At 59.3% G+C, this 24,615-nt stretch carries 32 protein-coding genes and 1 tRNA gene; 6 read left to right on the top strand and 27 right to left on the bottom strand.

Features of this window, described 5'->3' with window-relative positions; genetic code table 11:
* Positions 1-7: 7 nt before the first annotated feature.
* Together GWK36_RS03710 and GWK36_RS03705 are read right to left on the bottom strand one after the other, a co-directional pair.
* Positions 8-697 (bottom strand): transposase, encoded by a 690-nt coding sequence (locus GWK36_RS03710; RefSeq protein ID WP_166270011.1) that lies wholly within the window; start codon positions 695-697, stop codon positions 8-10.
* Positions 698-967: 270 nt separating this feature from the next.
* Positions 968-2,278, bottom strand: coding sequence for a DUF3422 family protein (locus tag GWK36_RS03705; protein ID WP_166270010.1), 1,311 nt, complete (start codon positions 2,276-2,278; stop codon positions 968-970).
* Between the two features lie 144 nt (positions 2,279-2,422).
* Between GWK36_RS03705 and GWK36_RS03700 the strand changes: the two genes are divergently transcribed.
* The gene (locus GWK36_RS03700) at positions 2,423-3,817 is read left to right on the top strand and encodes a formylglycine-generating enzyme family protein (protein ID WP_166270009.1); all 1,395 of its coding nucleotides are present in this window, start codon (positions 2,423-2,425) and stop codon (positions 3,815-3,817) included.
* A gap of 178 nt (positions 3,818-3,995) precedes the next feature.
* Here the strand turns inward: GWK36_RS03700 and GWK36_RS03695 are convergent, their stop codons facing one another.
* The 4 genes from GWK36_RS03695 to GWK36_RS03680 form a co-directional block, all read right to left on the bottom strand.
* The gene (locus tag GWK36_RS03695) at positions 3,996-5,057 is read right to left on the bottom strand and encodes a PilT/PilU family type 4a pilus ATPase (protein ID WP_166270008.1); all 1,062 of its coding nucleotides are present in this window, start codon (positions 5,055-5,057) and stop codon (positions 3,996-3,998) included.
* Between the two features lie 14 nt (positions 5,058-5,071).
* Complete coding sequence (locus tag GWK36_RS03690) at positions 5,072-6,271, bottom strand: PilT/PilU family type 4a pilus ATPase (protein WP_166270007.1); 1,200 nt, start codon at positions 6,269-6,271, stop codon at positions 5,072-5,074.
* Positions 6,272-6,374: 103 nt separating this feature from the next.
* Positions 6,375-7,889, bottom strand: a complete 1,515-nt coding sequence (locus tag GWK36_RS03685; RefSeq protein ID WP_166270006.1) for a YifB family Mg chelatase-like AAA ATPase — start codon at positions 7,887-7,889, stop codon at positions 6,375-6,377.
* A 3-nt stretch (positions 7,890-7,892) separates the two neighbouring features.
* Complete coding sequence (locus GWK36_RS03680; protein WP_166270005.1) at positions 7,893-8,159, bottom strand: accessory factor UbiK family protein; 267 nt, start codon at positions 8,157-8,159, stop codon at positions 7,893-7,895.
* 373 nt (positions 8,160-8,532) lie between these two features.
* Here GWK36_RS03680 and GWK36_RS03675 point away from each other — a divergent pair, with 373 nt between their 5' ends.
* From GWK36_RS03675 to GWK36_RS03660, 4 genes are all read left to right on the top strand, one after another.
* On the top strand, positions 8,533-9,252 hold the full coding sequence (locus tag GWK36_RS03675; RefSeq protein ID WP_166270004.1) for a TorF family putative porin: 720 nt from the start codon (positions 8,533-8,535) through the stop codon (positions 9,250-9,252).
* A gap of 25 nt (positions 9,253-9,277) precedes the next feature.
* A complete protein-coding gene (locus GWK36_RS03670; RefSeq protein WP_166270003.1) occupies positions 9,278-9,616 on the top strand; it encodes a P-II family nitrogen regulator in 339 nt (112 codons plus the stop codon).
* Between the two features lie 23 nt (positions 9,617-9,639).
* The gene (locus tag GWK36_RS03665; RefSeq protein ID WP_166270002.1) at positions 9,640-10,989 is read left to right on the top strand and encodes an ammonium transporter; all 1,350 of its coding nucleotides are present in this window, start codon (positions 9,640-9,642) and stop codon (positions 10,987-10,989) included.
* Positions 10,990-11,250: 261 nt separating this feature from the next.
* On the top strand, positions 11,251-12,207 hold the full coding sequence (locus tag GWK36_RS03660) for an HD-GYP domain-containing protein (protein ID WP_166270001.1): 957 nt from the start codon (positions 11,251-11,253) through the stop codon (positions 12,205-12,207).
* A gap of 9 nt (positions 12,208-12,216) precedes the next feature.
* Here GWK36_RS03660 and GWK36_RS03655 read toward each other — a convergent pair whose 3' ends face one another.
* Positions 12,217-13,035, bottom strand: coding sequence for a UDP-2,3-diacylglucosamine diphosphatase (locus GWK36_RS03655; protein WP_166270000.1), 819 nt, complete (start codon positions 13,033-13,035; stop codon positions 12,217-12,219).
* A 222-nt stretch (positions 13,036-13,257) separates the two neighbouring features.
* On the opposite strand from GWK36_RS03655, the gene GWK36_RS03650 reads away from it, so the two are divergent.
* Positions 13,258-14,478, top strand: coding sequence for an argininosuccinate synthase (locus tag GWK36_RS03650; RefSeq protein WP_166272424.1), 1,221 nt, complete (start codon positions 13,258-13,260; stop codon positions 14,476-14,478).
* On the opposite strand, the gene GWK36_RS03645 is transcribed toward GWK36_RS03650, so the two are convergent.
* The 20 genes from GWK36_RS03645 to rplN form a co-directional block, all read right to left on the bottom strand.
* Positions 14,475-14,918 (bottom strand): gamma-butyrobetaine hydroxylase family protein, encoded by a 444-nt coding sequence (locus GWK36_RS03645; protein WP_166269999.1) that lies wholly within the window; start codon positions 14,916-14,918, stop codon positions 14,475-14,477. The genes GWK36_RS03650 and GWK36_RS03645 overlap by 4 nt on opposite strands.
* Positions 14,919-15,013: 95 nt before the next feature.
* A tRNA-Cys gene (locus tag GWK36_RS03640) sits at positions 15,014-15,087 on the bottom strand.
* Positions 15,088-15,151: 64 nt separating this feature from the next.
* Positions 15,152-15,916 (bottom strand): SAM hydrolase/SAM-dependent halogenase family protein, encoded by a 765-nt coding sequence (locus GWK36_RS03635; RefSeq protein WP_246237655.1) that lies wholly within the window; start codon positions 15,914-15,916, stop codon positions 15,152-15,154.
* 20 nt (positions 15,917-15,936) lie between these two features.
* Positions 15,937-16,326, bottom strand: coding sequence for a 50S ribosomal protein L17 (gene rplQ, locus GWK36_RS03630; RefSeq protein WP_166269998.1), 390 nt, complete (start codon positions 16,324-16,326; stop codon positions 15,937-15,939).
* Positions 16,327-16,373: 47 nt separating this feature from the next.
* Positions 16,374-17,381, bottom strand: coding sequence for a DNA-directed RNA polymerase subunit alpha (locus GWK36_RS03625; RefSeq protein WP_166269997.1), 1,008 nt, complete (start codon positions 17,379-17,381; stop codon positions 16,374-16,376).
* Between the two features lie 22 nt (positions 17,382-17,403).
* On the bottom strand, positions 17,404-18,024 hold the full coding sequence (gene rpsD / locus GWK36_RS03620) for a 30S ribosomal protein S4 (RefSeq protein WP_166269996.1): 621 nt from the start codon (positions 18,022-18,024) through the stop codon (positions 17,404-17,406).
* A gap of 27 nt (positions 18,025-18,051) precedes the next feature.
* The gene (gene rpsK, locus GWK36_RS03615; RefSeq protein ID WP_166269995.1) at positions 18,052-18,441 is read right to left on the bottom strand and encodes a 30S ribosomal protein S11; all 390 of its coding nucleotides are present in this window, start codon (positions 18,439-18,441) and stop codon (positions 18,052-18,054) included.
* A gap of 30 nt (positions 18,442-18,471) precedes the next feature.
* Complete coding sequence (gene rpsM / locus GWK36_RS03610) at positions 18,472-18,828, bottom strand: 30S ribosomal protein S13 (RefSeq protein ID WP_166269994.1); 357 nt, start codon at positions 18,826-18,828, stop codon at positions 18,472-18,474.
* 70 nt (positions 18,829-18,898) lie between these two features.
* Complete coding sequence (rpmJ, locus tag GWK36_RS03605; RefSeq protein ID WP_166269993.1) at positions 18,899-19,012, bottom strand: 50S ribosomal protein L36; 114 nt, start codon at positions 19,010-19,012, stop codon at positions 18,899-18,901.
* 58 nt (positions 19,013-19,070) lie between these two features.
* Positions 19,071-20,423 carry a preprotein translocase subunit SecY gene (gene secY / locus GWK36_RS03600; protein WP_166269992.1) on the bottom strand — a complete coding sequence of 451 codons (1,353 nt, stop codon included), beginning with the start codon at positions 20,421-20,423 and terminating at the stop codon, positions 19,071-19,073.
* A 17-nt stretch (positions 20,424-20,440) separates the two neighbouring features.
* Positions 20,441-20,875, bottom strand: coding sequence for a 50S ribosomal protein L15 (gene rplO / locus GWK36_RS03595; protein WP_166269991.1), 435 nt, complete (start codon positions 20,873-20,875; stop codon positions 20,441-20,443).
* Positions 20,876-20,877: 2 nt separating this feature from the next.
* Complete coding sequence (gene rpmD / locus GWK36_RS03590) at positions 20,878-21,069, bottom strand: 50S ribosomal protein L30 (RefSeq protein WP_166269990.1); 192 nt, start codon at positions 21,067-21,069, stop codon at positions 20,878-20,880.
* Positions 21,070-21,072: 3 nt separating this feature from the next.
* Complete coding sequence (gene rpsE, locus GWK36_RS03585; protein ID WP_166269989.1) at positions 21,073-21,576, bottom strand: 30S ribosomal protein S5; 504 nt, start codon at positions 21,574-21,576, stop codon at positions 21,073-21,075.
* Positions 21,577-21,586: 10 nt separating this feature from the next.
* Positions 21,587-21,952, bottom strand: a complete 366-nt coding sequence (rplR, locus tag GWK36_RS03580; protein ID WP_166269988.1) for a 50S ribosomal protein L18 — start codon at positions 21,950-21,952, stop codon at positions 21,587-21,589.
* Between the two features lie 13 nt (positions 21,953-21,965).
* The gene (rplF, locus tag GWK36_RS03575; RefSeq protein WP_166269987.1) at positions 21,966-22,502 is read right to left on the bottom strand and encodes a 50S ribosomal protein L6; all 537 of its coding nucleotides are present in this window, start codon (positions 22,500-22,502) and stop codon (positions 21,966-21,968) included.
* A 14-nt stretch (positions 22,503-22,516) separates the two neighbouring features.
* Positions 22,517-22,912 carry a 30S ribosomal protein S8 gene (rpsH, locus tag GWK36_RS03570; protein WP_166269986.1) on the bottom strand — a complete coding sequence of 132 codons (396 nt, stop codon included), beginning with the start codon at positions 22,910-22,912 and terminating at the stop codon, positions 22,517-22,519.
* A 72-nt stretch (positions 22,913-22,984) separates the two neighbouring features.
* Positions 22,985-23,290: a 30S ribosomal protein S14 gene (gene rpsN / locus GWK36_RS03565; RefSeq protein WP_166269985.1), complete on the bottom strand. Its 306-nt coding sequence runs from the start codon at positions 23,288-23,290 to the stop codon at positions 22,985-22,987.
* A gap of 9 nt (positions 23,291-23,299) precedes the next feature.
* The gene (rplE, locus tag GWK36_RS03560; RefSeq protein ID WP_166269984.1) at positions 23,300-23,839 is read right to left on the bottom strand and encodes a 50S ribosomal protein L5; all 540 of its coding nucleotides are present in this window, start codon (positions 23,837-23,839) and stop codon (positions 23,300-23,302) included.
* A 13-nt stretch (positions 23,840-23,852) separates the two neighbouring features.
* The gene (rplX, locus tag GWK36_RS03555; RefSeq protein WP_166269983.1) at positions 23,853-24,170 is read right to left on the bottom strand and encodes a 50S ribosomal protein L24; all 318 of its coding nucleotides are present in this window, start codon (positions 24,168-24,170) and stop codon (positions 23,853-23,855) included.
* Between the two features lie 13 nt (positions 24,171-24,183).
* Complete coding sequence (gene rplN / locus GWK36_RS03550; protein ID WP_166269982.1) at positions 24,184-24,552, bottom strand: 50S ribosomal protein L14; 369 nt, start codon at positions 24,550-24,552, stop codon at positions 24,184-24,186.
* Positions 24,553-24,615 lie beyond the last annotated feature (63 nt).

The raw sequence follows: 24,615 nt of genomic DNA, 5'->3' as shown, positions 1-24,615 counted from the left end.
ACTTATATTACGCGGCATCATGGAGCTTGGGATGCTGGAAGTAGCGCATGACGCGTTGGGGGGAATTGAGAAGGCGGCGCAGGTGGCTGACGGTCGCCTTCTTCAGATCGTCCTTGGCGCGGGAGGGCGCCTGCGCGGTGATGATGGCCTTGAGCATCTCGTTGGGGTTCAGTGCTGGGCTGTAGGGGGGGAGGGAGGAGGCCTCGATTTGATTGGCGCATGCAGCCAGCCACGCCTTGACTGGCTTGGTGTGATGCACGCGCAGGTTGTCGAGGATGAGGAAGATCTTCTTGCCCCTGGCGTCCTTGACGAGCCGCTTCATGAAGTCGATCAGGATGTCGGCGTTCATCGCCCCCGCGAACGCCTTCCGACGCACCTTGCCGCGGTTGGTCAGCGTCGAGATCACCGACAGGCCTTCGCGACGGTGCGTGACGCGAATCTCGGACGTCTTGCCCACCTGCGGGCTTTGCTCATAGGCGCGCCGAATCGGTTTCTGGGGCGTCAATCCCCAGCGCGCCAAGTACTTGCCCTCCCCCTGCGGCCTGAGCTCGATGCCAAAACGGTCGAGGATCAACTGCCGCACCGCCTGCCGGCTCCACAGCGCAAACGGCAGCTTCAGCTCATCCGGTGTCCCGTCGCACATGAGCTTGCGTATCTGGGCGTCCTGCTCCGCCAACAGCGCCCGCTTCTCACCCACCTTGCGCCCACCCCGCTTGCCCTTGGGCCCCTTCGCGCGCCGCAAACGACAGCAATCTCATGTCTCGTCTTTCCATGCCCACGACATCTGGACAGCTCACTCAATTTCAAAAGCATGTGTTTCTTGTCAATAAACCATACTGCTCATCGCGCTAGCGCCGATCTCAGCGCTTACTGCACTCCGCTGACCGTCCTGCTCCATCCGCTTGCTGAGCAGAGCGGCTAAGGGATTCAGCATGCGCAGATTTCTTGCGCTGGTCCCTTGGGCCCCTCAATCAAGACTTGAAAACGGTGCGCGCAACAGGCGTTCCTTGAGCCGCTGGATGCCTACCCAGACCAGCAGGACGACGACTGGCGCCGCCAGACCTGTGGCTGCGGCAGCGTCGCGCATCATGCCCGCCGATTCCAGGGCTTCGAAGAGATAACCGACTAGACCAACGCTGTAATAGCCGATGGCGATCACCGAAAGCCCCTCGACGGTTTCTTGCAGGCGCAACTGGAGCCTAGAGTGCCGATTCATGGAGGCGAGGAGACTGCGGTTCTGTTTGTGCAGCTCGACTTCGACCCGAGCATGTAAGAGTCTGATGAGACGAGCAGCGCGCTCGGCGAGGTCTTGCTGGCGCTTGGCCGTGGATTCACAGGTTGCCGCTGCTGGAGTCAGCCGTGCCTCCAAAAACTCAGAAAAGGTCTGGAGACCCTCGATGCGTCGTTGACGCAATTGCTCGAGCCGCTGCATGACCAAGGCGTAATAGGCGCGCGTGGCCTCAAACCGGTAATTGGTGCGTGCGGCCACCGCCTCGATCTCGGCAGCCAGGTCGGTGAGCTCGGCCAAGAGCTCGCCCTCCGGGATCTCCTCGCTACGCTCATCCTGGAAGGCCATCCGGCTGGATACGGCCACCAGACGGCGTTCGGCCTCGCTCAGACAGGGATTGGCCTCACGCGCCAGTGGCAGCCCCAGTAACGCCATCGCCCGGTAGGTGCTGATCTCGAAAAGACGCTTGGCCAGACGTCCGGTCTGGTTGGAGGTCAGGCCTTGGTCATGCAGCAGGATATAAGAGAACCCATCGGCATGGATCCTCATATCTGAATAGGCGCGGGCCAGGCCGCCGACCACCTCTGAACCGATGACCGAATTGCCCTCGAAGAGCTCGTTGAGCTCGTCAAGTGTATGGAGAGGGCGGCTGGCAGGCGAGATGGCTAGCGAGCTGGCAACCAAGATCTCACCCGGGATTGCCGCAAGCCAATCCGCTGGCAAGCGCCCAATGACCGGCTCAGCGAAGGGATGTTCAAATGGCCCCGGCAAGGCAAAGGTATAACTGACGAACTCGGTGTGGCGTTCCCAGAGCAGATACAGATCGCCGAGTCTGGTTTGATGATGCTGCCCGACCTGGGCAGGCTGGGATACGCCATACCGTTTGAGCAATTCCTGCAAATGACTTACATTGCGCCCGCTACCGCGCTCGCCGCACACCGATACCAGATGCGACAAACGCGCTGGCGCTTGCAGGGGGATATAGGTGCGCACATGCAGCTCGGCGACGAGCTGGTGGCGCAGGGGGTGTTCTCGAAGGGTCAAAGACATAGGCTAAACCCTCATCTAACATATAAGGACTATATTGGTCCTCTCAGTATACCGACCCGGCCCCTTACCTTTACCGATCCCTAGTGACCTGTAGCGGATGCAAGCGTTGATACCAACCGCCACTTGATTGAGCGGGAGCGACAGATGGCCGAGCAAAGTGACCCGCAATTCTCTTCCGATGCCGAATCTGAACTGTTGCGCAAGACTCTCGAACAGTTGCGTCAAGAGGCAGAGGCAGAGATCAAACATCTGCGCGCCCTGTTATCCGAAGAGGCGCCACTCACCAGTAACCAAATCGCGACCGCCACTGAGCAGCTTGCCCTTGAGCAAGAGATAGCAGTGATGCAAAAGGCGCTCGAGGCCAAGGAGCAGGCGCTCGATCAGATCACCGCTGAATGCCGCCGGCTGGAGGATGTACTAGAGGACCAGCGCCTGACCTTTGAGCGGTTGCGCAAGGAGCTGGGAGAGAAGGAAGAGATGCTCAAGGCTGCCCGCGCCGAGATCGATCGCCTCAAGAGCGCTCTGGTCTCGGCCCAGTCATCTGAGAAGCCGGCCTCACCGTCCTCCGCATCCACCGTCATCTATGAAACGCGTATCCCCTTGTGGCTGCGCGCGACGAGCGGGGCACTTGTCCTGCTCCTTGCCCTCTCAGGTGCGGCCAATATCTATCTGCTGCGTTCAGCGCCCGCAACAGAGGGCGAACCATCCAGCGCGCCACCCATTCCAGGACCTCCGCCGCTGCCCAAAGAGCCACCGCTCGTTGCCTCCGAGACCACGCCGGAGACGATGCGCCCCACCTCAGCGGGCCAGAGGCCACGCATTCACATCGACCGGCTCGCCGACGGGACCCCAGGCCCGACCCTGATCGTTTTAGATGGCGGGGCCTTTCAGATGGGTGCAGTCAGCCCTACCGGCGAAGACTTCAGCCCGCCGCGCATGGTCACGGTGCGTCCATTCATGATCGGTGCCCATGAGGTGACCTTCATCGAATATGACCGTTTTGCCAAGGCCACCGGTTGCCCTCTGCCTCCAGATCCAGGTTGGGGACGTGAACGGTATCCCGTGGTGGGGGTTAGCTGGGAGGAGGCACGCGAATATGCCGTCTGGCTCACCCAGCAAACCGGACGACGCTACCGCCTGCCTAGTGAGGCCGAATGGGAATATGCCGCGCGTGCCGGTACCACCACCCCCTTCTGGTGGGGCATGGAGCCTGGGATCAATCGCGCCGCCTGTTTTGATTGCGGCAGCCCGTGGGACAATCGCTCGACTGCACCCATCATGACCTTTGCAGCCAATCCCTTTGGGCTGTATGAAATGCATGGTAATGCCATGGAATGGGTGGCCGATTGCTACCAGTCCAATTATCAAGGCGCACCGAGCGATGGTTCGCCGTTGCTGATCAGTGATTGCACGCGCCGAGTAGCGCGCGGCGGGGCCTTCAACAAACCGGCGGCATCGATGCGCTCTTTTGCCCGCGCCGCCTATTCACCGGATACCCGGCTCAAGATGCTCGGCTTTCGCGTTGCCTGCGACCCCTAACCAAATAGTCGTGCATGACGCGCCATCAGAGCCTAGACCTGAGCCAATGCGTGACAAGTCTTACCCTTCAGGGCGGGGAGTCAGCAAACCACACCCCCAAACAACGCTTGATCTCCAGGAGAACCAGGTCCAGCCGCCCCTCATGGATCAACCGTTCCCCAACAGTTAAAGAGCGTCCTTAGGCACCGAAATGGATCTTGGCCTCGAGGTTGGCGCGCGAATCGGCGTTGGCCAGGGCCTCTTCCAGGCTGATGGTGCCGGCCTGATAGAGCGCAAGCAGGGCGTCGTCGAAGGTGCACATCCCCTCACTGCGCCCGGTCTCCTGCATGGCCTGGCTGAGTTCCTCGATGCGACCTTCGCGGATGAGGTCGGCGATGTGCGGGGTACTGATCATGACCTCGATCGCCGCACAGCGGGTACCCGCAGTGGTGCGCACCAGACGCTGCGAGAGGATGGCGCGCAGATAGACCGCAAGGTCCATGAATAGGGTCTTGCGCCGATCCGCAGGGAAGAGATTGACGATGCGCTCCATGGCTTGATAGGCGTTATTGGCGTGCAGGGTCGAGACCGCTAGGTGACCGGTACCCGCCAACTCGATCGCCGCCTCCATGGTCTCGCGGTCGCGGATCTCGCCGATCAGGACCACATCCGGCGCCTCACGTAGGACGCTCTTGAGGGCCGCGGCATAGCTCTTGGTGTCGATCCCGATCTCGCGCTGGCTGATCAGGCATTGTTTGTGCGGATGAGTGAACTCGATTGGGTCCTCGATGGTGACGATATGTCCTGTTGAATGCTCATTGCGGTGATTGATCATGGCCGCCAGGGTGGTCGATTTGCCCGAACCCGTGGCCCCAACCATCAGGATGATCCCGCGCTTATGCATGATGAGCTGGGATAAGACCGGTGGGGCATTGAGTTCCTCAAGGGTTGGGATCTCGGCGCGGATATAGCGCAACACCATCGCCGGCTGGCCGCGCTGGAAATAGGCATTGACCCGGAAGCGCGCCCGCCCCTCGAGGGCGATGGCAAAATCGAGCTCGAGTTCGCGCCTAAAGGTCTCGACCTGCTCAGGGGTCATAATCCCTTCGACGACCTCGCGACAGAGGGCAGCGGTCAGGGTGGATTCGCCGACCGAACGGATGACACCCTCGATCTTGATCTTGACCGGCGCACCCGGGGCAAAAAACAGGTCCGATGCCTTGTGCCGGACCATGAGTTCGAGATAGGGCTTGATGTCCATCGAGGCATTCCTTCTCAGGATTCGGGCTTGAACGGGGACGTGCCGAAAGGATTGGGCTCAGGCTCCTCTTCGGCCTCATCACCCAGGATCGACAGCCCCTCAGCGGCACCGAAATGATCCTTTTCATGCGCATCTCGCCCCTGGAGCTTGATCTTGAGCCGCAGGGCGTTCATCGAGTCGGCGTTGCGCAGGGCGTCTTCATAGCTGATCTTGCCGGCCTCGTAGAGATCGAACAGGGCCATATCGAAGGTTTGCATCCCCAACTCACGCGAACGCTCCATCACCTCCTTGATCCCGCCGACATCGCCCTTGAAGATCAGGTCTTGGATCAAGGGAGAGTTGAGCATGATCTCTACGGCCGGGATGCGTCCGCCCTGGGTACAGGGCAAGAGGCGCTGAGAGATGATCGCCTTCAGATTGAAGGAAAGATCCATCAGGAGTTGGCCGCGCCTTTCCTCGGGGAAGAGGTTGATGATGCGGTCGAGCGCCTGGTTGGCGTTATTGGCATGCAGGGTGGACAGGCACAGGTGACCGGTCTCGGCGAAGTTGATCGCATGCTCCATGGTCTCACGGGTACGGATCTCGCCGATCAGGATCACATCGGGCGCTTGGCGCAAGGTATTGACCAGTGCCGCGTCCCAGCTGTCGGTATCCACGCCCACCTCGCGCTGGGTCACCAGACAGTGACCATGCGGATGGACATATTCGACCGGGTCCTCGATGGTGACGATGTGCCCATAGCTATTAGCATTGCGATGCCCGATCATAGCGGCAAGGGTCGTCGATTTGCCTGAACTCGTGGCGCCGACGACCAATACCAGGCCGCGCTTGGTCATCGCGATCTCTTTCAAGATCGGCGGCAAATGCAGTTCATCGATGCTGGGGATCTGCGAATTGATGGTACGCAATACGGCCCCGGATTGACCCTGCTGGACAAAGGCATTGACGCGAAAGCGCCCAATCCCCTTGGGGTTGATCGCAAAGTTGCACTCCTTGTGGGCGTCGAACTCACGCACTTGACGGTCGTTCATGATCGAACGCACCAGCATATTGGTCTGTTCGCCGGTCAAGGGCTGACTGCTCATCGGGGTCATGCGCCCATTGATCTTGCAAGCAGGCGGAAAGCCAGCGGAGATGAAGAGGTCCGAGCCGTTCTTTTCCATCATCTTGCGCAGACATTCGAGCATGAAGTTAGCGGCCTGTTGGCGATCCATACGTCTCCTCCTGGGGTAGGAACGTGTATGCGCTACTCTGGAACAAGGTATACAAAATGTAAACTGGCAAGGCCCTGAAATTGCCTGGGGAACCGGGATGGCCTTACCCGCTGCCGCGATCGAGCCGGCGATAGCCAATGGCCTCGCCCAGATGCAGCGGCTCAATCCTCGGTGCGTTGGCGAGATCGGCGATGGTGCGTGCGACCTTAAGGATACGGTGATAGGCGCGAGCCGATAGGGTGAGCTTGTGCATCGCCTGGGCAATCAGATGTCGGCCTGCTGCATCAAGGATACAATCGCGTTCGATCTCAGGGGGACTGAGGCCGGCATTGAGCTTACCGGCACGGGCAAGCTGCCGTTCGTGCGCTGCCATGACCCGCGCGCGGACCTGGGTGCTGCCCTCGATAGAGGGGGCGCGCGGATCCGTGAGTTCGGACGGATCAAGGCGCAACACCTCGACCTGGAGGTCGATGCGGTCGAGCAAGGGCCCGGAGATCCGGGCACGATAGCGGGTAACCTGGTCGGCGGTACAGCGACAGCGACCGCTGGGGTCACCCAAGTAACCGCAGGGACAGGGGTTCATGGCGGCCACGAGCTGAAAACGGGCGGGGAAACGTACCCGTTGCGCCGCCCGTGCGATGTCGATCCAGCCTGCCTCCAGGGGTTCGCGCAAGACCTCAAGCACCCGCCGATCGAATTCGGGAAGTTCATCGAGAAACAAAACCCCATGATGCGCCAGCGAGATCTCGCCGGGTTTAGGTTGGGCGCCGCCACCGACCATGGCTACGCCCGAGGCGGTATGATGCGGTGAGCGAAAAGGGCGCTCTCGCCAGCGTTTGGGGTCGAAGGGGTCTCGTCCGCCAACTGAACGGATCGCTGCGACCTCAAGGGCCTCAGATTCGCTCAAGGGCGGCAACAGACCCGGTAGCCGGCTGGCAAGCATGGATTTGCCCGTGCCGGGTGGCCCGATCATCAGCAATGAATGGCCACCAGCTGCGGCGATCTCCAGGGCCCGCTTGGCCTGTCCCTGACCACGTACCTCGGCGAGGTCTGGATAGCTCGGCGCCCATCCCTCCTCGGATACGGCTTGCTCCGAGGACAACGGCTTGGTTCCCGCCAGATGGGCACAAACTGCAAGCAGATGCTCTGCTGGATAGACCCGCAAACCACTGACCAAAGCCGCTTCCGGCCCATTGGTCCACGGCAGGATCAGGGCACGCCCAGCGGCGCGCACCGCCAAGGCGACCGGCAAGACCCCTTGAATCGGGCGCAGCGCCCCGGAAAGGGCGAGCTCGCCGACACATTCACACCCCTCCAGCGATTCGACCGGCATCTGCCCCGAGGCGCCGATGATCCCTAGGGCGATGGGCAGATCGAAGCGACCGCCCTCCTTGGGCAGATCGGCAGGGGCCAGGTTGATGGTGACCCGCCCATCGGGAAATTGAAATCCCGCATTGCGCAAGGCGCTGCGCACACGATCCTTGCTTTCGCGTACCGCTGCCTCGGGCAGGCCGACGATGGAGAGCGCGGGCAGACCCGCTGCCAGATGCACCTCGACCGCAACCGGCGGGGCCTCGATACCGAGGCATCCACGGCTATGAATGACACACAGACCCAAGGCTCAGTCAACGTGCGCGCCGTGCCCGGCCAGCGCCTGCTCCAGCTTGGCCACCCGTTTCTCCAGTGCCTTGAGCTTGGCGCGGGTACGGGCCAGCACCGCCGCCTGGACCTCAAATTCCTCGCGCGTGACCAGATCGAGCCTCGCCAAGGCCGCCTCCAGACCCGCGCGTAGGTTGCGGTCTAGATCATCTTGCATGACCTGGATCCCTCTGGGCAAGGTCGCCGAGAGCCGCTGAATAAGGTCTTCAAAGTGTTTGGGAGCTAACATGAACGATGACCTGAAAAATAGCAGAGATCCCGCATTATAGGACCGGCCGCTCGGTTCGTCTGCCTGCACGACAATATGCCCCAACATGACGCGTGGTGCCCAGCGATGCCAGACATACGCATCATCTTGGTGCATACCCGCATCCGGCCCAGGACCAGGTCCGCCATGCGCTTGCCTTATATGCAGCTGCCAGCCCAGCGGCGCTTGAGCTCGCCTTGCCACGATCTGTCTTGCCCCAGCGGTCTGCATATATCCAGCTCGACTCGGTATGCTAACTGGCATGCAATGTGCGTATTGCTGATACCGACAATCCGTTTGGATTGCCCCAAGCTCATCCATCTCATGATTCATCCATCAGCATGAGGGTCATGCCATGAAGACATCGTTGAGGGTCATAGGGGCCTGCGGACTGCTGGGCATGGGTCCCCTACTCCCCCTGGAAGCCTTCGCCGAAGGTCCGCATACGATCAGCGCCAATATCGGTGCGGTGAGCAACTATATCTGGCGCGGTATCAGCCAGACCGACGATGGACCTGCGATTCAGGGTGGTCTGGATTATCAACATCAGAGTGGTTTTTCAGCGGGGACCTGGGTCTCGAACGTCGATTTTGGCGACGGGACCAACTATGAACTGGATCTCTATGCCGGTTTCGGCGGCACAATCAACGATGACCTGAGCTATGCGCTCAAGCTCACCTATTACGCCTATCCCGACGGGCGCGACCTCAATTTTGCCGAACTCGGGGCCAGCACAACCTATCGATGGCTGACGCTGGGCATCGATTACACCTTCTATGGACAGGCCGATGACGCTCCCGGGGTCGCCGATGATGAGGCCACCTTTATCGAGGGAGACCTGCATTATCGGGCCGCCCTGGATTTCGAGCTGCCCTATGAGCTGGGCCTTGGCCTGCATGGAGGCTATTACGACTTCCGCTATAACGACGGCGGCAATGACTATGCCTATTGGGGCATCTCATTGAGCCGCAAGGCGGGCGATTTCGGTACCTTCAGCCTGAACTATGACCAGGTCGGACGGGATACATACGACGATGATCCCAAGGTCTGGGTCGGCTGGCTCAAAGCGTTCTAACGCTAGTTGAATGAGGAGCCTTTCCATGAAATTGGTCTCAGCCATCATCAAACCCTTCAAGCTCGACGATGTCCGCGAGGCGCTCGCCGACCTGAGTGTCTCAGGAATCACGGTCACCGAGGTCAAGGGATTTGGCCGGCAAAAGGGTCACACCGAACTGTATCGCGGTGCCGAGTATGTCGTGGACTTTCTCCCCAAGATCAAGGTCGAGGTGGCCGTGGAGGATGCCCTGGTCGATCCGGTGATCGAAGCCATCACCAAGGCGGCGCGCACCGGCAAGATCGGCGACGGCAAGATCTTTGTTTTTGATCTAGTCCATGTCGTGCGTATCCGCACCGGCGAGACCGGTGCAGACGCCCTCTAACTCACCCAAGGGAGCTACCCGCGATGCACTTGATCCTTGTCTCGATTCGCCGTCTCCTTTGGCCCCTTGCCATCGGTTCAAGCCTGCTGCCTGCCTTGGCACTCGCCCAGGATGCACTGGCCCTCGATGCCGGCAACACCGCCTGGATGCTGACTGCCACCGCCTTGGTATTGTTCATGACCGTTCCTGGCCTGTCGCTGTTTTACGCCGGGCTCGTGCGCGCCAAGAACATGCTCTCGGTGCTCATGCAATGTTTTGCCATCACCGCCCTGATGAGTCTCTTGTGGGCCATCTATGGCTATAGCCTGGCTACAACCCCAGGGCCCTTGCAGGGCTTCGTGGGCGGTCTGGACAAACTGTTTCTGCTCGGGATAGATCGCGAGACCCTCAACGGCACCATCCCTGAGTCGCTCTATATGACCTTCCAGATGACCTTCGCTATCATCACGCCGGCCCTAATCGTGGGGGCATTCGCGGAACGGATGAAGTTCTCGGCCATGCTGCTGTTCATGGCCCTGTGGTTGACCTTGGTCTATATCCCGATCTGGCACTGGGTCTGGGGCGGGGGCTGGATCGCCAATCTCGGGTCTATCATCGGTCTGACGGAGGAAGGGGGTGCGGCGCTCGACTTTGCTGGCGGCACCGTGGTGCATATCAATGCCGGTATTGCCGGTCTCATGGCCGCCCTGGTACTCGGACCACGCAAGGGCTACCCCACGGTGGCCATGCCACCGCACAATCTGGGGCTCACGGTCACCGGTGCCTCGATGTTGTGGGTCGGGTGGTTCGGATTCAATGCAGGTTCACAGCTCGCCGCCGACCAGATCGCGGGGATGGCCTTGACCGTGACCCAGCTAGCCACCGCCGCAGCTGCTTTGACCTGGATGTTCGCCGAATGGATCAATCACGGGAAGCCCTCGGTGCTGGGGATCGCGACCGGCGCGGTGGCCGGACTAGTTGCCATCACCCCCGCCTCGGGGACCGCCGGGACCATGGGCGCCATCGCCATCGGCTTTGCCGGCTCGCTTATGGCCTTCATCGCCTCGACCAAGATCAAGCGCAAGCTCGGCTATGACGATGCGCTTGATGTCTGGGGGGTGCATGGGGTCGCGGGAATCGTCGGCGCCATCCTCACCGGTGTCTTTGCCGCCCCTACCCTGGGTGGAGCAGGATTTGCCGCAGGGATCGACAGCATGGGGGCCCAGGTCCTCATCCAATTCATCTCTGTGTTAGCGACCCTGATCTACGGCGGCCTGTTGAGTTGGCTGATCCTACTCGTCGTCAAGGCAGTCATTGGTCTGCGGGTCACCGAGGAACAGGAGACCATGGGCCTAGACCTCGCCCAGCACGACGAGCGCGGCTATATCCTCTGAGCTGACAGCCGCTTGCACCCCGACGGTCTGCCCTCTCTGCGGCAGACTGGTCGGCGGCAAACCACCGCAGCGGATGCAAGGCTGTTGCAGAAGCTCAAACGCCATTCTTAAAGTCACGATCTCTAAGACCGCTTGTTGGGCAACTGCGCGCATCTTGGGGCCATCAGGCCCCGTTTTTGTGCATGGTCGAACTGTCTCATAAGGCCAACGGATCTAAAATCGGATGGCATCCATCTGTATGCCAAACGAGCCGGTGATCCCATGCCCCAATCCCCCGAAGCCCAGAGCACCCATGAGGACCCCAGGATCAATCCAATCGAACACTGGCCATGGTTGCACCGGCGGCTCAATCGCTTGGGTCTGGAGCCGATCCAGCCAAGCGAGTTCCAACATGGCCTGGCCCTGATCAATAGGGCCGTGGAGCGGGGCTTACAGTCATGCCCCGATGATGCACTCTTCGTCCTGATCCAGATGTTGCGGGATGTCTATCATGGGTATAGCGCCACCCATGCCCTTCTGGCTGCTGCCATCGTGCAGCTCGTCGCCCTACCTGCCGACCTGTCTGCTGACCAGATCGAGAGCCTCAGCTATGCCGCATTGACCATGAACATCGGGATGCGCGAGCTGCAGGACCGGCTCGCGCTCCAGGTTCAGCCCCAGACCTCCGAACAGCGCGATGCGATCGCCCGCCATCCGCTCAAGGGTGTCGAGTTGCTGCGCCAGCTAGGGGTGAACGATGCGCTGTGGTTGACCCTGGTCGAAGAACATCACGAGACCCCGGATGGCCGAGGTTACCCCAAGGGCAAAGCGGTCAAGGACCCATTGCAACATCTTTTGCGGATAGCCGATCTCTATATCGCCCGCATCAGTCCGCGCAAGAGCCGACGAGCCCTGGCACCCAATGTCGCGATCCGCGACCTCTTTCTTGACATGCGCCAGCACAACCCCGATTTGAGCGCGCTCTTCGCCAAACAGCTTGGGATCTATCCACCAGGGAGTTTTGTGCGCCTCCAGGACGGCGAAACGGCGGTGGTGATCCGCCGCGGCGAACAGGTCAACCATCCGCTGGTCATCGCCGTAGCCGATGCCGCCGGTAATCCCCTCAGTCCGCCCCAAATGCGGGATACTCGCCAGCCGGGACTGGGGATCAAACGCCCCGTTGATCCCGAAGAGATACGGGTGCGCGTCGATCTAGGACGGCTATTGGCGCTTTTATGAACCGCTCGGCTAGCCTGCCTGCGCTAGGGCGAGGGCAGGTACCGGCGCCAAGATGGCCAGCGACTCGGGATAGGTGTCGGTCCAGCGCAATAGCTCGAGCCGCCCGTCGTGATGTTCCACCAGCGCCGTGCAGCTTTCGACCCAGTCGCCGCAGTTGCAATAGGTGATGCCCTGGATTGTGCGCATCTCGGCATGATGGATATGACCGCAGATCATCCCATCAAGCCTGCGCTCTCTCGCCTCGGCCGCCACGGCCTGTTCATAGTTGCCGATATAGTTGACCGCATCCTTGACCTTGCGTTTGAGATAACCGGCTAGCGACCAGTATTTAAACCCCAAGGCGGCGCGCACCCGACTGAGCCAGCCATTGAGTGCCAAGAGCCGATCATAGGCCTGGGAACCGATCTGGGCGAGCCAGGGGCTGTGCTGGACGACGCGGTCGAAACGATCGCCATGCAACACCAGAAAGCACCGCCCATCGGCGGTAGTGTGCACCCGCTCATCGCAGATCCGGATCTCCCCAAAAGAGAGATCCAGATGCGTGCGCATGAGCTCATCATGATTGCCTGGGATATAGATCACCTCGGTCCCGTTGCGCGCCTTGTCGAGCAGCTCGCGCACCACCTGATTGTGGGCATCCGGCCAATACACCCTGCCCTGCATCGCCCAGAGATCGACGATGTCACCGACCAGATAGAGCTGTTTACATTGGGTCGAGCGTAGAAAATCCAGGAGAAACTGCACCTGACAGCCGCGAAACCCCAGATGCAGATCAGAGATGAAGATACTGCGATATTTCAGTGGAGACAGGCGTCTGATGTCCGACATCGCGCACAAGACCCTCTCGCTGGAAATAAGTGGGCACTATGGTCGCCGAGATTGATGACCACAGCATTGTGAGCGGGTGAAGATGTGGTTGTGAGCGGGTGAAGATGTGGTTGAGACTTGGTGAAGATCGCGTTAAAGGCGTCCCTGTCGCTGAGGCGCTCGGTCTATACTAGCCGCCTCATGATCGACCCATTGCCTTCATCGGATTCGGAGCACATCAAGATGGCGCAAGGCGCAATCAAGAAGGTCGTCCTGGCCTATTCAGGCGGCCTCGACACCTCGGTGATTCTCAAATGGCTACAGGAACACTATGGCTGCGAGGTGGTGACCTTCACCGCCGACATCGGCCAAGGGGAAGAGCTTGAACCGGCCCGGGCCAAGGCCCAGAGGGCCGGGGTCAAGGAGATCTATATCGAGGACCTACGCGAGGAGTTTGTGCGCGACTTTGTCTTTCCGATGTTTCGCGCCAATACGCTCTATGAGGGTGAATATCTACTCGGGACCTCGATCGCCCGCCCTCTGATCGCCAAACGCCTGGTCGAGATCGCCGCCGAGACCGGCGCCGATGCCATCGCCCATGGCGCCACCGGCAAGGGGAACGACCAGGTGCGTTTCGAGCTCACCGCCTACGCCCTCAACCCCGAGATCCGAGTCATTGCGCCCTGGAGGGAGTGGGAACTGACCTCGCGAGAAAAGCTGATGGCCTATGCCGAACGCCACGGCATCGCCATCGAGATGAAGCGCGATGGCAATAGATCGCCCTATTCGATGGATGCCAATCTCTTGCATATCTCCTATGAAGGCGATGAACTGGAGGACCCCTGGGTCGAGCCAGATCCGAGGATGTGGCGCTGGACGGTGGCGCCCGAACAGGCGCCCGACCAATCGGCGACCATTGAGATCGCCTTCGAGCGCGGCGATCCGGTGGCCATCGATAGCAAACGGCTGAGTCCAGACGAGCTTTTGGCTCAGCTCAACCGGATCGGTGGCGCCAATGGCATCGGACGCGCTGACATCGTTGAGAACCGCTATGTCGGCATGAAATCGCGTGGCTGTTATGAAACCCCCGGCGGCACCATCCTGCTTAAGGCCCATCGCGCGATCGAATCCATCACCCTAGATCGCGAGGCCGCCCATCTCAAGGACGAGCTCATGCCGCGCTATGCCAGCCTCATCTATAATGGCTATTGGTTCAGTCCCGAGCGACGGATGCTCCAGGCCGCCATCGACGAGACCCAGCAGCGGGTCAACGGCGTGGTCCGGTTGAAGCTGTACAAAGGCAATGTCATGGTGGTGGGGCGCAAATCGGATCAGAGTCTTTTTGATCCGCGCATTGCGACCTTTGAGGATGATGCTGGGGCCTATCAGCAGGCCGACGCCACCGGCTTTATCCGGCTCAATGCCCTACGCCTGCGAGTCGGCGCCCGCCGAGGGCGAATCTAGTCCGTCTCTACCCCTGATTCAGCGGGGGCTGCGGGGAGCTTGGCAGGTAGCTCCCCGCGTGCCTGCAGGGCCTCAAAGGGATCTAGGCCCTGGCGGGTATAGCCAGCATCCTTGAGCCGTTTGAGATAATCTAGCCAGAGCGGCTGCCAGGCACGCCCAAGCTCGTACAAGTAGCCCCAATCATAGAGCCCAGAGCGGTGGCCATCGTCGAAATAGATCTTGACCGCATAGCGACCGACCAGCTTTAGATCAATGATATTGATCTGCTCCTTGCCGACCTGAAGCTTGGCGGTCGCTGGCGAGTGCCCTCGCACTTCAGCTGAGGGCGAATAGACACGTAAATACTCACAAGGCAGATGAAAGCGCGCGCCGTCGTCAAACAGGACCTCAAGCACACGCGATTGTTGGTGCAGATTGAGCTCAACGGGATGGGGAGGCATCGCGAATCGTCGTAAATGACAGTGACTCGCAGCCTAGATAGGGTCAAGAAGGGACCAATCAATGCCGATCGGGTCATTATCCGATCGATTGAGGATGGAGGCTGAGCCCGGAATCGAACCGAGGTCCACGGCTTTGCAGGCCGCTGCATAACCACTCTGCCACTCAGCCTAATCGAGGCTAGAGGATATCATTGTAATCGCGCATTCAGGGATTGTCATCCCAGCCCGATTGTTCAACCGATGACAATAGGCTCGCCCAGCCTAAGACCGAGTCGCTGGTCGGCACGCCCTTGGTTGACGGCGATCTCAACAAGACCCAAGGCGTTTTCATACCAAAACGCCTGACCCACTGCGACCTCGCAAAAGGTGCGCGCCCGTTGAAGCCTGTGTCCAGCAGCGATTAGGACCGCCTCCGGATCAAGCCGATCGGCACGCAGACCGGTCATCAGGTTACCGAAATGATCAATATAGATGACAGCAGCCCGCTCATCTGGCCAATCAGCGCCGATCAGTTTGGCAGGCCCCCAGGGAGTAAGCGCAAGATCCTCTCCTTGAAATAAGCGCACAGCGGCGGGTGCAAACCAATCGCGCCCATGGAAGCTCGCGGACATGCGCTCGGGTTGCCAACCGATCTGCCAGACACGGCAAAGAACAGTACGCCGCGCAACCTGCGACAATAGACCATTGTCAGGACCAATCAACCAGTGCCCCTCGGCCTGGATCAAGAGACCAGACCGAGGACCTCCGACCCCTGGATCGACGATACAGAGCCACAAAGACCCATCCGGCAGATCGCGCATCAAGGCAGGAAGCAGATAGGCTGCCAGATCAGGGCGAAAAACCGGCAGGTCCTGCATCAGGCCAAGGCAAGGGACCGCCGGCAGATGCGCATGCAACAGGGCCTGGATCTGGCCGACATAGGGCCCCTCGCCGAAATCGGTGAGGAGCAGAATCCGCTGGCACGCGATCCCCCGATAGAAGACAGCATCGCCAGCCAAATCGCCGGCTCTAGGCGGGTTCAATCGGTCTCTGCAGCAGGCTCTGACTGAACCGGGCGATCGACCAGCTCGACATAGGCCATGGGGGCGGCATCACCGATGCGATAACCGCATTTGAGGATACGCAGATAGCCGCCGGGTCGATGCTGATAACGCGGCCCAAGCTCGCTGAACAATTTACCGACCGCTTCTTTATTGCGCAGACGGGCAAAGGCCAGACGCCGGCGATGGACCGAATCGCTTTTGGCCAGGGTGATCAGGGGTTCGGCAACGCGACGCAGTTCCTTGGCCTTGGGCAAGGTCGTCTTGATCAGCTCATGGCGAAACAGCGAGATAGCCATATTACGGAACATGGCCTCACGGTGCGCGCTGGTACGGTTCAGTTTCCTTCCGGCTTTGCGGTGACGCATGGTGTTGATCCAAGGTAAGCGTTGACTTTAGGGTAAAAGCGCCTCGGTCAGCGCGTGAGCTCGGCGATATTCTCTGGTGGCCAGTTCTCAAGACGCATGCCTAGCGATAGGCCACGGGCGGCGAGCTGATCCTTAATTTCGGTGAGCGATTTTTTGCCCAGGTTAGGCGCTTTGAGCAGCTCAACCTCGGTCCTTTGGATGAGATCGCCGATCAGGTAGATATTTTCAGCCTTGAGACAGTTCGCGGAACGAACCGTCAACTCAAGATCATCGACCGGACGCAGCAGTATCGGGTCATAGGGCAGTTCGCTGCGCACCTCATGCGCAGTCATCTCGGTCGGCACGGCACCATCGAGGTCAATGAAGCTGGCTAGCTGGTCGCGCAAGATCGCGGCAGCGCGCTGGATAGCCTCCTTGGGGTCGATAGTGCCATTGGTCTCCAGATCGATGACCAAACGGTCGAGGTCGGTGCGTTGCTCGACGCGTGCGGATTGCACCTCGATTGCCACGCGCCGGATCGGACTGAACGATGCATCCAAAGGCAGCTTGCCGATGGGCCGATCTTCATGACCATCGAGTTCGCGCTGTACTGCCGGTTCATAGCCCCGTCCACGGCGCACAGTCAGGGTCATGCTCAGCTCGCCGTTGGTCAGGTTGGCGATCACCAGATCGGGGTTGGCGATCTCGGCCGTATGATCGATGGCAATGTCAGCAGCCGTTACCGGCCCTGGCCCGCTCTTGCTCAGGGTAAAGGTCGCTTCATCCTTGCCCTTGAGAGAGATAGCCAATTGCTTGAGGTTTAGCAGAATCTCCAGGACGTCTTCCTGAACACCAGGAAGTGTAGTGTACTCATGCAGCACACCTTGGATCTCCACCTCAGTGACGGCATATCCCTCGATCGACGACAATAGGATGCGCCTTAGAGCGTTACCAAGCGTGTGGCCGAAACCGCGCTCGAGCGGTTCAAGTGAGACCCGGGCATGACAGCGGTTGCCGTCAACTTGATCAACCTTAACGATGCGCGGCTTGAGAAATTCGCCAATAGCGTCAGCCATGCAGTGCCTCTTCGAGTATCCCTTACTTGGAGTACAGCTCGACGATCAGGGATTCATTGATGTCAGCCGGTAGCTCCGCCCGGTCAGGGATGCGTTTAAACACCCCCTTCAATCCCTTGGTATCCACCTCGACCCAGTCAGGAAAGCCATATTGCTCAGCCAAGGCGATGGCGTTTTGTACCCGCATCTGCTTTTTGGCCGACTCGCGCACCTCGATCTGATCCTCTGGGTCAACCTGATAAGAAGGGATATTGACGACCCGCCCGTTGACGAGGATGCCTTTATGACTGACAAGCTGACGCGCCTCGGCGCGGGTGCAGCCAAAACCCATCCGGTAAACCACATTATCCAGCCGCCGCTCAAGAAGCTGTAACAGGATCTCGCCCGTAGCTCCCCTTGAGCGCGAGGCGCGCTTATAGTAGTTACGGAATTGGCGCTCGAGTACACCATAGATGCGCCGTACCTTCTGCTTTTCCCGCAGCTGCACCCCATAGTCGGACAGCCGACGGCGACGATCGAGCATTTGTCCGGGCAGCTTATCGAGCTTGCACTTGGTATCGAGCGCACGCAAGCGGCTCTTGAGTGACAGATCGACGCCTTCGCGCCGTGCCAGCTTACAGGTCGGACCTAGATAACGTGCCATGTCTATTCCCGTTGAATCCTTAAAAGCTCAGACGCGCCGCTTTTTGGGCGGACGGCAGCCATTATGAGGAATGGGCGTCACGTCGGTGATGCTAGTAATCTTAAATCCAGCGCCATTGAGCGCGCGCACAGCAGACTCACGGCCTGGCCCCGGCCCCTTTACATTGACGTCGAGATTGCGCAGACCATATTCCTTGGCGATCTGGCTGACCTTATCAGCCGCAACCTGAGCCGCGAAAGGGGTGCTTTTGCGCGAACCCCGAAACCCCGACCCACCAGCGGTGGCCCATGCCAGGGTATTACCCTGCCGATCGGTGATGGTGATGATGGTATTGTTAAATGAGGCGTGGATATGGGCGATCCCGTCTGCGATCTGTTTCTTGATCTTTTTTTTCGTACTACGAATCGGTTTAGCCATGCGATTTCATCCCATGTACTCGGGCGCCTGTTAGCGTTTGATAGGACGACGAGGGCCCTTGCGGGTCCGGGCATTGGTGCGTGTCCGCTGACCGCGGACCGGCAAACCGCGGCGATGACGGATTCCGCGATAACAGCCGAGATCCATCAATCGCTTGATGTTCATCGAGACCTCGCGGCGCAGATCGCCTTCGACGGTATACTTAGCAACCTCGTTGCGCAGCCGATCGATCTCTTCTTCGGTAAGATTCTGCACCTTGGCATCGCGCGCGATACCCGCCGCATCACAGATCTGACCCGCGCGGGTGCGACCGATACCATAGATCGCGGTCAAGGCGATCACAGCATGCTTTTTTTCTGGGATGTTGACGCCGGCGATGCGGGCCATGATTCCAAACCCCTTAAATCTTAGCGGGTAAACTTTGAATTATATCAAACAGCCAATTTTGGTCAACAGATCACCCTTGCCGTTGTTTATGGCGCGGGTCAGAACAGATCACCCGCACCGAGCCATGACGCCGAATGATCCGGCAGTTACGGCAGAGCTTTTTGACAGATGCACGCACCTTCATATCACATACCTCAGGAAGAGAGACCCGTGCAGTCACGGGAATCATTGTAAAACCGCCCTCAGCGCAGCAAACCGCCGCCTGGTGCCTTGAGATAGGCCTTTTTCATCAGACCTTCATATTGATGAGACATCAGATGCGCCTGCACCTGAGCCATGAAATCCATCACGACCACGACCACGATCAGCAAGGAGGTCCCACCGAAATAGAATGGGACGTTATAACCCACGATCAGGAACTCGGGCAGCAGACAAACCGCCGTAATATACACAGCGCCGGCTGCAGTCAGACGGGTCATCACCCCATCGATGTAACGAGCGGTCTGCTCTCCGGGGCGGATACCAGGGATAAAAGCGCCTGAACGCTTGAGATTGTCGGCGGTTTCTCGGGCGTTAAAAACCAGGGCAGTGTAAAAAAAGCAGAAGAAGATGATCGCTGCTGCATAGAGCAACACATAGATCGGCTCCCCTGGCGATAAGGTCGCTGTGATTTCGGCGATCCAGCGCAGATTTTCATCGCTTCCAAACCATTGGCCAAGTGTGCCTGGAAACAGGATGATACTGGAGGCGAAGATCGGCGGGATGACGCCGGCCATGTTGAGCTTCAGCGGCAAGTGACTGCTCTGCGCCTGCATCAGCCGCCGACCCTGCTGGCGGCGCGCATAGTTGACAGTAATCCGCCGCTGACCACGCTCAACAAACACCACAAAGGCGGTAACCGCAATGGCCATGGTCAATAGCGCCAAAACCCCCAGGACATTCATCTCGCCAGTGCGCGCCAGCTCCAGCGTCCCGCCCACGGCTGCGGGTAGGCCTGCCACGATACCGGCAAAGATGATCATCGAGATGCCATTGCCGATCCCACGCTCGGTGATCTGTTCACCAAGCCACATCAAGAACATGGTCCCTGTCACCAGAGAGACGGTTGCGGTGAAGACGAACCCGATCCCGCTGTACACCACCAGCGCCGACCCACCAGCGCTCTGCCCCTGGAGAGCGAGTGAGATGCCAATCGCCTGGAAGGTGGCCAGAAACACGGTGCCATAACGGGTGTACTGGGTGATCTTACGACGTCCTGCCTCGCCTTCTTTTTTGAGTTGTTCAAGCTGGGGGATGACTGAGGTCATCAATTGCACGATGATCGAGGCCGAGATATAGGGCATCACTCCAAGGGCAAACAGGCTTGCACGTTGCAGTGCCCCCCCCGAGAACATGTTGAACATGTCCAAGATGGAACCCTGATTTTGCTCAAACAGGATGGCCAGCGCCTCTGGATTCACGCCGGGCACTGGGATGAAGGTGCCGATTCGATAGACCAGCAGGGCGCCAACCAAAAACAGTAGACGTTGGCGCAGCTCGGTCAACTGCCCCATATTGCCGAGCGCCCCAGCCATGGATCCAGTTCGTTTAGCCATCCGCGTCATGCCCTGGGTTAGTCTTCGATCCGACCGCCCGCCGCCTCGATCGCAACGCGCGCACCCTTGGTGACACCGACACCGCGAATCGTCAAGGCGCGATGCAACTGACCGGAGGCGATGATCTTGGCGATCTTGATCCCGCGATTGATCACGCCAGCGGCCTTCAGCGTCGCAAGATCGACGATATCGCCCGAGATACGCGCCAGTTCATGCAGACGTACCTCGGCCTTGATCTGGGCCTTGGGCGAACGGAAGCCAACCTTCGGCAAACGCCGCTGCAAGGGCATCTGACCGCCCTCAAACCCCACCTTATGGAAACCACCAGCACGTGCCTTCTGGCCTTTATGCCCGCGGCCACAAGTCTTACCTAGACCGCTGCCGATACCGCGGCCAACGCGCTTACGCGACGGGCGGCTGCCTGGATTTGGACGCAAATCATTGAGTCGCATCTTCAGGATTCCTCCACGATCTTGACCATGTAACGAACGGCATTGACCATACCGCGTGTACATGGCGTATCCTCCACCTCAACCACCTGATGCATGCGCCGCAGACCCAAACCGCGCACACAAGCCTGGTGGCGCTTGAGACGCCCGTGAAAGCTGCGCACCAGTTTCACCTTCATCATCTTTTTGTCAGCCATCGCTTACCCCAGGATTTCTTTGATGGTCTTACCGCGCTTGGCAGCGATGGTCTCTGGGTCGCGCATGTTGCGCAAACCATTGATAGTGGCGCGCACGACGTTACCTGGATTATTGGTACCGATACACTTGGCCAGCACGTTCTGTACCCCCAAGACCTCGAAGACGGCTCGCATGGCGCCGCCGGCAATGATACCGGTACCCTCAGAGGCCGGCTGCATGAACACCTTGGCTGCCCCATGCTTGCCGTGCAGGGGATATTGCAAGGTCGTTCCCTTGAGCTTGACCTCGATCATGTTCTTGCGGGCGTTTTCCATTGCCTTCTGGATCGCGATCGGGACCTCACGGGCTTTACCTCGCCCAAGGCCGACTCGTCCCTTACCATCGCCGACGACGGTCAGGGCCGCGAATCCGAATTGACGTCCGCCTTTGACGACCTTGGCGACGCGGTTCACCGCCACCAGTTTTTCGAGAAGATCGTCGCCTTCTTTTGGAGTGGAGTTTGCCATTGCTTGCGTCCTAGAATTTCAGCCCACCGGCACGCGCAGCCTCTGCGAGTGCCTTGACACGCCCATGATATTTGAACCCCGACCGATCGAAGGCAACCATCTCGACCCCCGCAGCCAAGGCACGTTCAGCGATCACCCGACCGATGACGGTTGCCGCAGCGATATTGGCCTTATTGCCCTCGATCATCTGGGCAATGGTCTTTTCAAGCGTCGAGGCACTGGCAATGACTCGATCTCCACCCGCACCCGGGGCGATTACCTGGGCATAGGTATGACGCGGCGTGCGATGCACGCAGAGACGATAGACGCCTAGCTCGCGGATCTTGGCGCGCGTGCGCGCAGCGCGGCGCAGACGGGCCTGTTTTTTCTGATGCATTTTGATGACCCCCTTACTTCTTCTTCTTGGTTTCCTTCAGCACGATCTTTTCGTCGGCATAACGGACACCCTTACCCTTATATGGTTCAGGTGGACGGAAGGCCCGAATCTCAGCGGCCACTTGGCCTACCCGCTGTTTGTCGGGGCCAGACACCAAGACCTCGGTCTGACTGGGGGTCTCAATGGTGATACCAGGCGGCACCGGATAATCGATCGGATGCGAAAACCCTAGGCTCAGATTGAGCACATTACCCTTGGCCTGGGCGCGATAACCGACACCAACCAGGGTCAGTTTGCGGGTGAAACCGGCGCTGCAACCAATGACCATATTGTTAATCAGGGCGCGGGTCGTGCCGGCCATGACCCAAGCCGAGGGCTGTCCCTCAGCGGGCGCGACCCGGATCACCCCATTCTCTTCATGAACGCGGACGGACGGATGCACCGACCAGTCAAGAGTCCCTTTCGGGCCCTTGACACGAACATCTTGGCCATTGATCTCGACCGTGACGCCCTTTGGCACCTGGATGGGCGCTTTGGCAACGCGTGACATCTTGGGCTGCTCCTTTATGCGACGTAAGCGATGATTTCGCCGCCATGCCCAGCTTGCCGGGCCGTGCGGTCGGTCATCAATCCCTTGGATGTAGAGACAATGGCAATCCCTAATCCACCCCATACCCTGGGCAGATCGTCCTTGCCGCGATAGATGCGTAGGCCAGGACGTGAGACACGCTGGATATATTCGATCACCGGTTTGCCGCGATAGTATTTGAGCCTGATCACCAGCTCGGATTTGCCGTCTTTGGTTTCGACCATCGCGTCAGCGATGTAACCTTCTTCCTTAAGCAGATTCGCGATCGCAAACTTTTGTTTAGATGAAGGCATTTTGATCGTGATCTTGCCGCGCTGCTGGGCATTGCGGATGCGGGTGAGCATATCCGCAATCGGATCCGATAAACTCATGAGACATTCTCCTGGGTCAGCCCGCCGTTGCGGCGCGATACCCACCAATCCAATCACCAATGAAATGCAAGCTTACCAGCTCGCCTTGACGACGCCTGGGACGTCCCCGCGCATCACGGCCTCGCGCAGTTTATTGCGACACAGACCAAACTTGCGATAGACAGCATGCGGGCGCCCGCTGACCCGGCAACGCCGCTGCTGGCGCGCCGGACTCGAATCGCGCGGCAGCTTTTGCAGCTTCAGCAGCGCCTCATCGATCTGCTCGGGCGTCGAACGGGGGTCCTTCACGATCGACTTGAGCGCCGTGCGCTTTGCTTGATAACGGGCCACCAAGCGAGCGCGCTTGCGATCGCGCTCGATCATGCTCTTTTTTGCCATGGCTATACCTCAGGTGCGGAATGGGAAGTTAAAGGCCTCGAGCAAGGCACGTCCTTCCTCATCGGTTCGCGCCGTGGTCGTGATCGTGATATCCAAACCCCGCAAGGCATCGATCTTGTCGTAATCGATCTCGGGGAAGATGATCTGCTCGCGTATACCCATGGAATAGTTGCCGCGCCCGTCAAACGACTTGGGGCTGAGTCCTCGGAAATCGCGGATGCGCGGGACGGCAATATTGATCAGGCGATCAAGGAACTCATACATCCGCGCGCGCCGCAGGGTTACCTTGCAGCCAATCGGCCAGCCTTCACGGATCTTAAACCCAGCGATAGATTTACGGGCGCGGGTGATAACCGGCTGTTGACCCGAGATCACACGCAGGTCAGCCATAGCGTAATCCAGGACTTTCTTATCGGCCACGGCCTCACCGACCCCCATATTGAGCGTGATCTTTTCGATCCGTGGCACCTGCATCACACTCTTATAACCGAAGCGTTCCCTGAGGTGGGGTACGATGCGCTCTTGATATTGCTGCTGTAACCTGACCATCTTATTCCGCTCGTCAGACGTCCACGACCTCGCCGGTCGATTTGAATATGCGCACCTTGCGCCCATCCTCAAGGATCTTGAAGCCGACACGATCCGCCCGCCCTTTGACCGGGTTATAGAGACCCAGATTAGAGAGATGGATCGGCATGGGCTTGTCGATGATCCCTCCTGGCTCGCCGGTACGCGGATTAGCCTTTTGGTGCTTACGGGCAATGTTGATGTTCTCAACTACAGCGTACTCATCGTCGATTACCTTGAGCACAGTGCCGCGCTTGCCCTTATCCTTGCCAACGAGCACTATGACATCATCGCCCTTTCTGATCTTTCTCATGTCCCTGCCCCCTTTACAGCACTTCCGGCGCCAGCGAGATGATCTTCATAAACCGTTCGCTGCGTAGCTCGCGCGTGACTGGACCGAAGATGCGGGTGCCGATGGGCTGCAACTGATTGTTCAAGAGCACAGCCGCATTGTCGTCGAACCGGATCAACGAACCATCCGGACGCCGCACACCTTTGCGGGTGCGCACCACCACGGCGTTATAGACATCACCCTTCTTCACCTTACCGCGAGGGATGGCATCCTTAACCGTTACCTTGATGACATCACCGATGCCGGCGTAACGACGCTGCGAACCGCCGAGCACCTTGATGCACATCACGCTCTTAGCGCCGCTGTTATCGGCGACGCTCAGATGGGTCTGCATCTGGATCATTGTTTGTTACACCTAACCTGAAAGCACGTTGCTGATCCGTGAACCGACCGCTGGATCTATACG

It is taken from the genome of Caldichromatium japonicum (assembly GCF_011290485.1).
In the GTDB taxonomy this organism is placed as follows: domain Bacteria; phylum Pseudomonadota; class Gammaproteobacteria; order Chromatiales; family Chromatiaceae; genus Thermochromatium; species Thermochromatium japonicum.
This window is presented reverse-complemented; position numbering and strand designations above follow the sequence as displayed.

What these genes read in the sequence shown, in the direction of transcription:
- rpsK (WP_166269995.1), bottom strand. Translation starts at nt 18,441, where the DNA reads ATGGCTAAACCGATTCGTAGTACGAAAAAAAAGATCAAGAAACAGATC.
- GWK36_RS03705 (WP_166270010.1), bottom strand. Translation starts at nt 2,278, where the DNA reads ATGTCTTTGACCCTTCGAGAACACCCCCTGCGCCACCAGCTCGTCGCC.
- rpsM (WP_166269994.1), bottom strand. Translation starts at nt 18,828, where the DNA reads ATGGCCCGCATCGCCGGCGTCAACATCCCAGAAAAAAAGCATGCTGTG.
- rplN (WP_166269982.1), bottom strand. Translation starts at nt 24,552, where the DNA reads ATGATCCAGATGCAGACCCATCTGAGCGTCGCCGATAACAGCGGCGCT.
- GWK36_RS03700 (WP_166270009.1), top strand. Translation starts at nt 2,423, where the DNA reads ATGGCCGAGCAAAGTGACCCGCAATTCTCTTCCGATGCCGAATCTGAA.
- rpsH (WP_166269986.1), bottom strand. Translation starts at nt 22,912, where the DNA reads ATGAGTTTATCGGATCCGATTGCGGATATGCTCACCCGCATCCGCAAT.
- GWK36_RS03665 (WP_166270002.1), top strand. Translation starts at nt 9,640, where the DNA reads ATGCACTTGATCCTTGTCTCGATTCGCCGTCTCCTTTGGCCCCTTGCC.
- rplQ (WP_166269998.1), bottom strand. Translation starts at nt 16,326, where the DNA reads ATGCGTCACCGCAAAGCCGGAAGGAAACTGAACCGTACCAGCGCGCAC.
- rpmD (WP_166269990.1), bottom strand. Translation starts at nt 21,069, where the DNA reads ATGGCTGACAAAAAGATGATGAAGGTGAAACTGGTGCGCAGCTTTCAC.
- rpsD (WP_166269996.1), bottom strand. Translation starts at nt 18,024, where the DNA reads ATGGCACGTTATCTAGGTCCGACCTGTAAGCTGGCACGGCGCGAAGGC.
- GWK36_RS03660 (WP_166270001.1), top strand. Translation starts at nt 11,251, where the DNA reads ATGCCCCAATCCCCCGAAGCCCAGAGCACCCATGAGGACCCCAGGATC.
- GWK36_RS03625 (WP_166269997.1), bottom strand. Translation starts at nt 17,381, where the DNA reads ATGGCTGACGCTATTGGCGAATTTCTCAAGCCGCGCATCGTTAAGGTT.
- secY (WP_166269992.1), bottom strand. Translation starts at nt 20,423, where the DNA reads ATGGCTAAACGAACTGGATCCATGGCTGGGGCGCTCGGCAATATGGGG.
- GWK36_RS03680 (WP_166270005.1), bottom strand. Translation starts at nt 8,159, where the DNA reads ATGTTAGCTCCCAAACACTTTGAAGACCTTATTCAGCGGCTCTCGGCG.
- GWK36_RS03655 (WP_166270000.1), bottom strand. Translation starts at nt 13,035, where the DNA reads ATGTCGGACATCAGACGCCTGTCTCCACTGAAATATCGCAGTATCTTC.
- GWK36_RS03675 (WP_166270004.1), top strand. Translation starts at nt 8,533, where the DNA reads ATGAAGACATCGTTGAGGGTCATAGGGGCCTGCGGACTGCTGGGCATG.
- rplE (WP_166269984.1), bottom strand. Translation starts at nt 23,839, where the DNA reads ATGGTCAGGTTACAGCAGCAATATCAAGAGCGCATCGTACCCCACCTC.
- GWK36_RS03670 (WP_166270003.1), top strand. Translation starts at nt 9,278, where the DNA reads ATGAAATTGGTCTCAGCCATCATCAAACCCTTCAAGCTCGACGATGTC.
- rpsE (WP_166269989.1), bottom strand. Translation starts at nt 21,576, where the DNA reads ATGGCAAACTCCACTCCAAAAGAAGGCGACGATCTTCTCGAAAAACTG.
- rplF (WP_166269987.1), bottom strand. Translation starts at nt 22,502, where the DNA reads ATGTCACGCGTTGCCAAAGCGCCCATCCAGGTGCCAAAGGGCGTCACG.
- rplO (WP_166269991.1), bottom strand. Translation starts at nt 20,875, where the DNA reads ATGCGACTCAATGATTTGCGTCCAAATCCAGGCAGCCGCCCGTCGCGT.
- rpsN (WP_166269985.1), bottom strand. Translation starts at nt 23,290, where the DNA reads ATGGCAAAAAAGAGCATGATCGAGCGCGATCGCAAGCGCGCTCGCTTG.
- GWK36_RS03690 (WP_166270007.1), bottom strand. Translation starts at nt 6,271, where the DNA reads ATGGATCGCCAACAGGCCGCTAACTTCATGCTCGAATGTCTGCGCAAG.
- GWK36_RS03645 (WP_166269999.1), bottom strand. Translation starts at nt 14,918, where the DNA reads ATGCCTCCCCATCCCGTTGAGCTCAATCTGCACCAACAATCGCGTGTG.
- rplR (WP_166269988.1), bottom strand. Translation starts at nt 21,952, where the DNA reads ATGCATCAGAAAAAACAGGCCCGTCTGCGCCGCGCTGCGCGCACGCGC.
- rplX (WP_166269983.1), bottom strand. Translation starts at nt 24,170, where the DNA reads ATGAGAAAGATCAGAAAGGGCGATGATGTCATAGTGCTCGTTGGCAAG.
- rpmJ (WP_166269993.1), bottom strand. Translation starts at nt 19,012, where the DNA reads ATGAAGGTGCGTGCATCTGTCAAAAAGCTCTGCCGTAACTGCCGGATC.
- GWK36_RS03695 (WP_166270008.1), bottom strand. Translation starts at nt 5,057, where the DNA reads ATGGACATCAAGCCCTATCTCGAACTCATGGTCCGGCACAAGGCATCG.
- GWK36_RS03650 (WP_166272424.1), top strand. Translation starts at nt 13,258, where the DNA reads ATGGCGCAAGGCGCAATCAAGAAGGTCGTCCTGGCCTATTCAGGCGGC.